Source organism: Deltaproteobacteria bacterium RBG_16_64_85, assembly GCA_001798885.1.
GTDB lineage: Bacteria > Desulfobacterota > Deferrimicrobia > Deferrimicrobiales > Deferrimicrobiaceae > FEB-35.
Genome location: MGQW01000043.1, coordinates 1 through 8,055 on the forward strand (window position 1 = coordinate 1; position 8,055 = coordinate 8,055).

General features: G+C 58.6%; 8 protein-coding genes and 1 pseudogene. 8 read left to right on the plus strand and 1 reads right to left on the minus strand.

Annotated features, from left to right (window positions below; all coding sequences use genetic code 11):
- The first annotated feature begins 544 nt into the window (after positions 1-544).
- The 7 genes and pseudogenes from A2Z13_07540 to A2Z13_07570 all read left to right on the plus strand — a co-directional run bounded on the left by A2Z13_07540 (position 545) and on the right by A2Z13_07570 (position 6,601).
- Positions 545-898, plus strand: a complete 354-nt coding sequence (locus A2Z13_07540) for a hypothetical protein (protein ID OGP79051.1) — start codon at positions 545-547, stop codon at positions 896-898.
- 411 nt (positions 899-1,309) lie between these two features.
- Positions 1,310-3,541: an isocitrate dehydrogenase (NADP(+)) gene (locus tag A2Z13_07545; protein ID OGP79031.1), complete on the plus strand. Its 2,232-nt coding sequence runs from the start codon at positions 1,310-1,312 to the stop codon at positions 3,539-3,541.
- A 260-nt stretch (positions 3,542-3,801) separates the two neighbouring features.
- The gene (locus tag A2Z13_07550; GenBank protein ID OGP79032.1) at positions 3,802-4,161 is read left to right on the plus strand and encodes a hypothetical protein; all 360 of its coding nucleotides are present in this window, start codon (positions 3,802-3,804) and stop codon (positions 4,159-4,161) included.
- 7 nt (positions 4,162-4,168) lie between these two features.
- Positions 4,169-4,738: a flavoredoxin gene (locus tag A2Z13_07555; protein OGP79033.1), complete on the plus strand. Its 570-nt coding sequence runs from the start codon at positions 4,169-4,171 to the stop codon at positions 4,736-4,738.
- 11 nt (positions 4,739-4,749) lie between these two features.
- Positions 4,750-5,391: pseudogene (locus A2Z13_07560) on the plus strand (hypothetical protein).
- Positions 5,392-5,411: 20 nt separating this feature from the next.
- Positions 5,412-5,645: a hypothetical protein gene (locus tag A2Z13_07565; protein OGP79052.1), complete on the plus strand. Its 234-nt coding sequence runs from the start codon at positions 5,412-5,414 to the stop codon at positions 5,643-5,645.
- A gap of 116 nt (positions 5,646-5,761) precedes the next feature.
- Positions 5,762-6,601: a hypothetical protein gene (locus tag A2Z13_07570; protein ID OGP79034.1), complete on the plus strand. Its 840-nt coding sequence runs from the start codon at positions 5,762-5,764 to the stop codon at positions 6,599-6,601.
- Here the strand turns inward: A2Z13_07570 and A2Z13_07575 are convergent.
- The gene (locus tag A2Z13_07575) at positions 6,565-7,026 is read right to left on the minus strand and encodes a hypothetical protein (GenBank protein ID OGP79035.1); all 462 of its coding nucleotides are present in this window, start codon (positions 7,024-7,026) and stop codon (positions 6,565-6,567) included. The two genes, A2Z13_07570 and A2Z13_07575, sit on opposite strands and share 37 nt — an antisense overlap.
- A gap of 263 nt (positions 7,027-7,289) precedes the next feature.
- Here A2Z13_07575 and A2Z13_07580 point away from each other — a divergent pair.
- A partial coding sequence (locus A2Z13_07580; protein OGP79036.1) for a hypothetical protein occupies positions 7,290-8,055 on the plus strand: 766 nt, incomplete at its 3' end.

Below are 8,055 nucleotides of genomic sequence, written 5' to 3' on the forward strand. Positions count from 1 at the left end.
CTGGGCTTCGGGTAATCCCTGCTCGGCCAATGGCTTGATGAGGCGATAGGCGGTCTCGTAGTCACCAATATAGTATGCTTTCGTGGCATCCTCGAATGGTTCCGCGACCGCCAGTCCAGTTAGGAGCAAGAAGATGATCAGGATCAAGGCGCCGGAAGGTCTTCGCATATGCCACCCCAATGACGAGGATTGGATTCACACCGAGTGTATAACGCGGGGGAAGTACCCTTCAATCAAGAACCGGGGATAGGATCCAGCGAGCCAAGTTTTTGTCGGAGGAGCGCAAGTGCTCGCATTGCGCAGATCTTCGCGGCGAGTTGTGCTTGCGGAAGCGCAACGGTCTGGCCGGCCCGTCCGGAGACAGCAATGCGGTCGCCGACGCGAGGAATCTGGCTTCTGATGCAGATTTCTTGGTCATTGCAGGCGGGGGCGACCAGGAGGGCGGGTCAATCGCAGTAGACCCTCCCTGGACAGTCCGGTACAATTTCTTCATCCCAATCCTCCGGAGGGTCGGCACTTGGAATTGAAAACGGAAAAATCCCGCGTGGGACTCTGGACAGTCGGTTTTCTCCTGGTGGCGGTGCTGTTGTTTGCCGGCTACACCTGGATCTCCTTGACGTGGAGCTATTCCAAGGGAGAACGCGCCGGCTACATACAGAAGTTTTCCAAAAAGGGGTGGGTCTGCAAGACCTGGGAGGGCGAGCTGGCCATGGTTGCTGTCCCCGGGTCGATGCCCGAGAAATTCTACTTCTCCGTCCGGGAGGATGGGGTGGCAGCACAGATCAACCAGGCCATGGGCCGGCGAATTGTCCTGTATTACGAAGAGCACGTCGGGATCCCCACAAGTTGCTTTGGGGAAACAGGATACTTTGTCAAGAGCGTGAAGGCGATCGAGTAGACATAGGAATGGGGATCCCGATCGCCGGCTAACGCTTGCTTCCTCCGAACAGAGAGCTTAGGACTCGGAATACAGGGAACTTTGAGAAAATCCCCTTGTCCGGTTGGTCAAAAACAGGGGGGCAGGTCATGCTGAACGGCATAGCCGGCACGAAAATGGATTTTTGCTGAGAATGGATTTTTTTCTGTTGATTTTTTCTTGACAGTCTAATGTATATTGTATACAGCATATGTGTTCGCGTGTCCGTTGAACCCGTGTTCGGTGAGGAAGATCCCTTTCTTTTGACGAAGTCAAACGCGCAGTAGTGGCCTACGATCCGGAACAGTTCCTTTCGGCGTTGCGGCGCTGCCGAAGGGTTTCGGCATAATGGGCAACACCGGCGATATCGAAATAAAAACTAAAGGAGAGAGTATGACAACAGGAACGGCGAAGATCCTTTGGACAAAGACCGATGAGGCACCTGCACTGGCGACATACTCCCTGCTTCCCGTCATCCAGGCGTTTACAAAGGGAACCGGCGTTTCCGTTGAATTGAGGGACATCTCTCTTGCGGGCAGAATCATCGCAAACTTTCCCGATTACCTGACCGAGAGCCAGCGAATGCCGGATTATCTGACTCAATTGGGTGAGCTTGCGCTGACTCCGGAGGCCAACATCATCAAGCTGCCCAATATCAGTGCTTCCATTCCTCAGTTGATGGAAGCGATCAAAGAGTTGAGGGCGCACGGCTATAACCTCCCGGACTATCCCGAGGAACCGAAAACCGACGCGGAGAAAGCGCTCCAGGAAAGATTCGCCAAGGTTCTCGGAAGTGCCGTCAACCCGGTTCTACGGCAGGGGAACTCGGATCGCAGAGCGCCGCTCTCGGTGAAAAATTATGCGAAGAAAAATCCGCACAAAATGGGTGCCTGGGCCAGCGATTCCAAATCCCATGTGGCCCATATGAGCGGCGGGGATTTCTACGCCAACGAAAAATCCACCACCATAAAAAAAGCCACCGATGTGAGGATCGAGTTCGTTGCCGGCGATGGAAAGGTCACGGTCCTGAAAAAGAAGCTGGATCTGCTGGAAGGCGAAGTGGTCGATTCGACCGTGATGAATGGTCGCGCCTTGCGGAAGTTCTACGAAGAACAGATGGAAGACGCGAAGAAGAGCGGCGTGCTGCTGTCGCTGCACCTGAAATGCACGATGATGAAGATATCGGATCCAATCATGTTCGGTCAGGCCGTTTCCGTCTACTACAAGGATGTTTTCGAAAAACATGCGGCGGTATTCAAGGAGCTGGGCGTGAACCCGAACAACGCCCTGGGGGATCTTTACGCAAAGATCCAGAAGCTGCCGGAAGCCAAGAGAGCGGAAATCGAAGCGGACATCCAGGAAGTTTACAAAAAACGGCCGCCGCTCGCGATGGTCGACTCCGATAAAGGCATCACGAACCTGCATGTGCCGAACGATATCATCATCGATGCGTCGATGCCGGTCGTTGTCCGTGACTCGGGGAAAATGTGGGGTCCGGACGGGAAGCTTCACGATACGAAGGCGATGATTCCCGACCGGTGCTACGCGACGACGTATCGGACGATCATAGAAGACTGCAAGAAAAACGGAGCGTTCAATCCCGCGACCGTCGGTAGCATTCCGAACGTGGGGCTTATGGCGCAAAAGGCCGAGGAGTACGGTTCCCACGACAAGACGTTCCAGGCCCAAGGGAACGGAACGATCCGCGTGGTCGATGCTTCCGGGGCGACCCTGCTGGAGCAGAAGGTGGAAGAAGGGGATATCTTCAGGATGTGCCAGGTAAAGGATGAGCCGATCCGGGATTGGGTGAAGCTTGCCGTCAAAAGGGCAAGGGCGACCGGGGCACCCACCGTTTTCTGGCATGACAAAAACAGGGCGCACGATGCGCAGATCATCGAAAAGATCAATAAATATCTGAAGGATCACGATACGAAGGGTCTGGAATTCCACATCCTGCCCCCGGTCGAAGCGATGAAATTCTCGCTGGAAAGGTTCCGGGCGGGGAAGGATACGATTTCGGTTACCGGAAACGTATTGCGCGATTATCTCACCGACCTGTTTCCGATCATCGAATTGAGCACCAGCGCGAAAATGCTGTCCGTCGTACCCCTTCTGAAGGGTGGAGGGCTGTTCGAGACGGGGGCCGGCGGCTCGGCGCCCAAACATGTCCAGCAGTTTGTAAAAGAAGGGTATTTGCGATGGGATTCCCTTGGCGAATTTTCGGCGTTTGCGGCATCCTTGGAACATCTGGGAAACACCTTCAAGAATGAAAAGGCCCTCGTCCTGGCAGAGACGCTGGATCAGGCAATCGGGCAGTTGCTGGACAACAAGAAGTCTCCCGCTCGTAAAGTCGGTCTGATCGATAACAGAGGGAGCCATGCTTACATCGGGTTGTATTGGGCGCAGGCGCTGGCCGCACAGACCAAGGATAAGCAGCTGCAGGCGCGTTTCGCTCCGGTGGCGAAACAACTGGTAGAAAATGAGACAAAAATATACGACGAGATGATCGGAGCCCAAAGGAAACCGATGGATATCGGGGGCTACTACGATCCGGATCCGGTAAAGACGTCCAAGGCAATGCGTCCCAGCGCAACCTTCAATGCCATAGTGGACGCTATCGCATAAGATTTGGCATTGCGACATGGGCAGGGTCACCTGACGAGGAAGGCGCTGTCCTCTTGTTCAAGAGGAAGTTTCTTTTTCGCTCGGTCAGCGTCCAGGGTGCGCTCTGCTTCCCCCAAGCGTGTAGGCCTCTCTACTGACGGGATGGGCATTTCCTTTTTCCGGGGACGGCCGGGTTAGGGCCTCGGCGCTGTGCCGCGCGACGCCAGGGGGATAGGCCCTGAAACCGCTCCTCCCGGATCGAAATCTAAAGGGAAATCAGAATGAGTTCTGAGAGGTTGGCGATCGTGTGCGCAAGGAGGAAAGGGGACTCCTATCGGGACTTCGTGCTCGACCAACTGCGGTCCCTGGAGGGCTTGAGCTGCCGATCCATGTTCGGCGGCTACGGTCTCTACCTTGAGACGGACTTCTTCGGCATCCTCCACGATGGGCGCCTCTACTTCAAGACCGACGAAACGACGCGGGCGAACTACCGCAAGCACGGAATGGGTCCCTTCGCGCCAAGCGAGAAGCAGGTCCTCAAGTCGTACTACGAGGTGCCGGAAGAGATCGTCGAGGACCAAGAGCAACTGGCCTCCTGGGCGAGGAAAGCCGCTGCGCGCAGAGGAATGTGGAAGGGGTGATATCTCCATGAAGAAGTCCTTCGGTGCAAAGACGCTCGTTTTTCCCACCCCGGTATGGGTAGTGGGGACGTATGACAAGAACGGGAAACCGAATGCGATGTCCGCCGCCTGGGGCGGGATCTGCTGTTCACGTCCCCCATGCGTGGCGGTCTCCCTCCGGAAAGCCACCTACACGTATGGGAACATTGTAGGGCGAAAGGCGTTCACGATCAGCGTCCCCTCCGAGACCCATGCCCGGGAAGCGGATTACATAGGGATCGTTTCCGGGAAGAATGTTGACAAGTTCCATGCCGCCGGGCTCACTCCCGTCCGGAGTACCCTCGTGGACGCACCGTATGTCGAGGAATTTCCCCTCGTCCTTGAGTGTCGGCTTCTCCATACGTTCGAGATCGGGCTGCACACCCAATTCGTCGGGGAGATTTTGGATATGAAGGCGGAGGAATCCGTGCTCGGCGAGAAGGGACTCCCCGACATCGAGAAGGTGAGGCCGATCCTCTTCGACCCGGAGATCAACACCTACCACGGGGTAGGCAAGCTTCTTGGCCGTGCCTACTCGATCGGCAAAGAGATCGGATAGGGAGGAACCGAATGTCGCTGAAGGAAAAGATCGAGCAGTTCAACGCGTCCCGGAACCGGCCCGCCGATGTCGAGTCGATCCTGGTGAAAGGGGTAGAGGAACTGCGGGCGGCGGGGACGGCCGCCGGCTTGACGGTGGGGGAGCGGGCTCCGGACTTCGCGCTTCCGAACCATCGGGGGGAAACGGTCCGGTTGAGCGAGCGGCTTGCCCGGGGCCCGATCGCCCTCTCCTTTTACCGTGGCGTCTGGTGACCGTACTGCAACCTGGAGCTGGCAGCTCTGGCGAAGGAATTGCCCGCGATCCGGTCCCTTGGCGCCGACCTGATGGCGATCAGCCCGGAACTCCCGGATAACACGCTGACGATGGCGGAGAAACACGCTGTTCCCATCGACATCCTTAGCGACACGACGAGCGAGGTGCTCAAGAAATACCGGCTGTGGTTTATTGTTCCTGCAGACGTCAAGGCGCTCTACCTGGAGAAGTTCGGAATCAACCTGGAGAAATACAATGGGGCGGGGCGGTGGGAACTTCCCGTTCCCGCGACCTACGTGATCGACAAGAACGGCATCATCCGGGCGGGACAGGCGGATCCGAATTATTCCGTCCGCATGGAGCCGGCGGAGGTCGTGGCCGCGATCCGACGAATCGCTTGAAAAAGCCCTACTGGGTCTACATGCTGGAGTGCGCCGGCAGGTTCATTTACACGGGAATAGCGGTCGACCCAGAAGCACGTTTCCGAGAGCACCAGGCCGGGAAGGGATCGCGGTTCACCCGGATGAGGAAACCTCTCTTAATCATCGGCATGCGGCGGTATCCGGACCGGGGGGCGGCCTTGCGCGCCGAACATGCCCTGAAAAAGCTGAAACCCCGCGCCAAAAGAATCTGGGCCGCCGCTCAAAATACTTGAGGTCGCAAATCGCGACCTCAAGCTCGCACGACCCACTCACGACCGGATTTCGGATCAGGGTCCTCCGGGGCGCGGTCGGCGAATGTATAATGGAGAGCATGCGTCTTGGTAATGGAATGCCAGGGACGAGCCAGGCTGCCGGTCCCTCCTATGTGCCCGTCGCGGGGAAGACCTACTCGCTGTTCGGAAACGCCCTCTCGACCGAACCGTATTACGACCGGGTTCGCCGGCTTGCGGATGAACTCCTCCGAACCGTTCCCGGAGAGGAGTCGCTGCTCGCCCTGATCCGGAACGCCGGCGGGAGGAAACGGCTTCTCCCCGGGGCGGCGCGACGAATGGACGGAACGGCAATCTCCTCCGTCCTCCGATCGCTGGGCCATGCCCTCTCTCCTTATACGATGAACGTTCGAACGCACCTGAAAGGCCTGTCGGTACGATCCGTGACGGACCGGAGGCTTTGGACGACGGAAGAGCAGTACCACCTTCACATGATCGAGATCGAGCTGGCGAACCGGGTCCACCGGGACCGCTTCCTGCAGAGCGATTTTCGGATCGCGTTGCTGCCGCACTGTCTCCGGGACTTCCGGAGGGAGTGCCGATCCGTCCCGGGGGATCTCGATGCCGTCTGCGCAGGGTGCTCGGAGATCTGCTTTCTCCACCGCGTCAGCGCACTCCTGCGGGAAGCCGGGGTCCACCCCTACATCTGGAAGAACGCGGAGCTCTCAAGCCTTTTCCGAAGTCTCGAGGGGAGGGGGGCCTTCGGTGTCCTGGGGATCGCGTGCATCCCGGAACTCGCATGGGGGATGCGCGCGTGCATGAAACGGAAGATCCCGGTGGTCGGAATCCCGCTGGATGCGAACCGGTGCATGCGCTGGATGGGCCGGTTCGCGGAGACCTCCGTCAATCTGGAGCGGCTGGGTTATGAAGCCGGTTCCTCGACCTTGACTGCAAAGTAGGTCCCCCGGATCCCGATGGAAGCCACCGGGGTTTCGAAACGTACCGACTCGGGAGCAAGCTTGCCGATGAGTCCCGAGATGTAGGCCAGGGTTCCCTTGGAGAAGCGCGCCAACAGGCCTAGCTTCCCATCGGCGGGCGAGAAGAGGAAGCGTAGGACGACCAGACGGCTTCCCGGCCCCAAGGAGAGGACGGAGTTGTCCCGCAGGATGACGCCGAGCGTCCCGTCGGGACCTGTACTCAAGGTGTCGCCGGCGAGGAGTTTTGTCCCTGCGGCGGCCTGGAAGACCTGCTCCCCGCGGGTGACGGTGGCGATCCCCCCGGAATTCCGCACAACGCCGATGGTCTCCTTTTCGGAAAGGGGGAGGCCCCACACCAGGGCGGGTACCGTCAACATAAGGAATGCGACGAACAGAGTGAGCCTCATGTCTTCCCTCCGGTGTGATGTCAAAGTGCCGATCCTCCTGTTCCCGGATTTCCCCTTCTTGCGTATTCATCATGAAAGAAATATGCCAAGGAGGACGAGAGACGGATACTTATTAAATAACGAAAGGTTAGCGGAAATGAGTGGGGGCAGGAGAGACAAAATTAGGGCAAGAAATCGGGATCAATAAGAGAAAGTGCCAGAAAACGTCACATCAAGGGACCCGAATTTCTCTGCGACATGATCCGGATTGAGGTTTATCTCCATTGAACGACTTCCTTTACCGAGAGGTTCCCAGACTCGGCCGGCGGCTCTTCCGGATGGGGATTTCGGGAAGCTTCGGCCTCGACGAAGCCGGATGCCGCGAGGCGCTTGAACGCATTCAGTACGTTTTCTGGAGCACACGGATGAAAGCGCTTACCGCGGCGCTCCGCGAGGCCCTCGCCCGCGACCGGGAGCGGTACGCGGTTTCTGCGGGCCCGCTTGCCGGCTATTTCCCCGGTGCGATCCGTCGTGCCGCGGAGGGGGCCCTCCGGATGCTGGGCACAGACTACCTCGATGTCTTCCAGCTCTATTGGCTCGGGAAGATGTCCGCCTTCACCGGCGCGGTGCGGGAAGAGATGGTGAAGCTACGCGAAGAGGGAAAGGTCCGCGCGTTGGGGGTTTCGATACACAACCGTCCGCGGGCCGGAAAGCTCGCGGAGGATTCGATCCTCGATCTCCTCATGATCCGCTATAACGCCGCCCACCCGGGAGCGGAGCAGGACATCTTCCCGCGCCTGGCGATGCGCCGCCCCATGGTTGTCGCCTACACAGCCACGGCCTGGCGGCAGTTATTGCGGGCGCCCCGCGGCTGGAAGGGCAGGGTGGCGACGCCGGGCGACTGCTATCGGTTCTGCCTCACGAGCCCATACGTGGATGTGGTCCTCGCGGCGCCCCGCAGCGCAGCCGAGCTGCGAGAGAACCTGGCGGCGGTGGACATGGGCCCGCTTTCCCCCGATGAGATGGGCTTCATGCGGGAGTTCGGGCGGG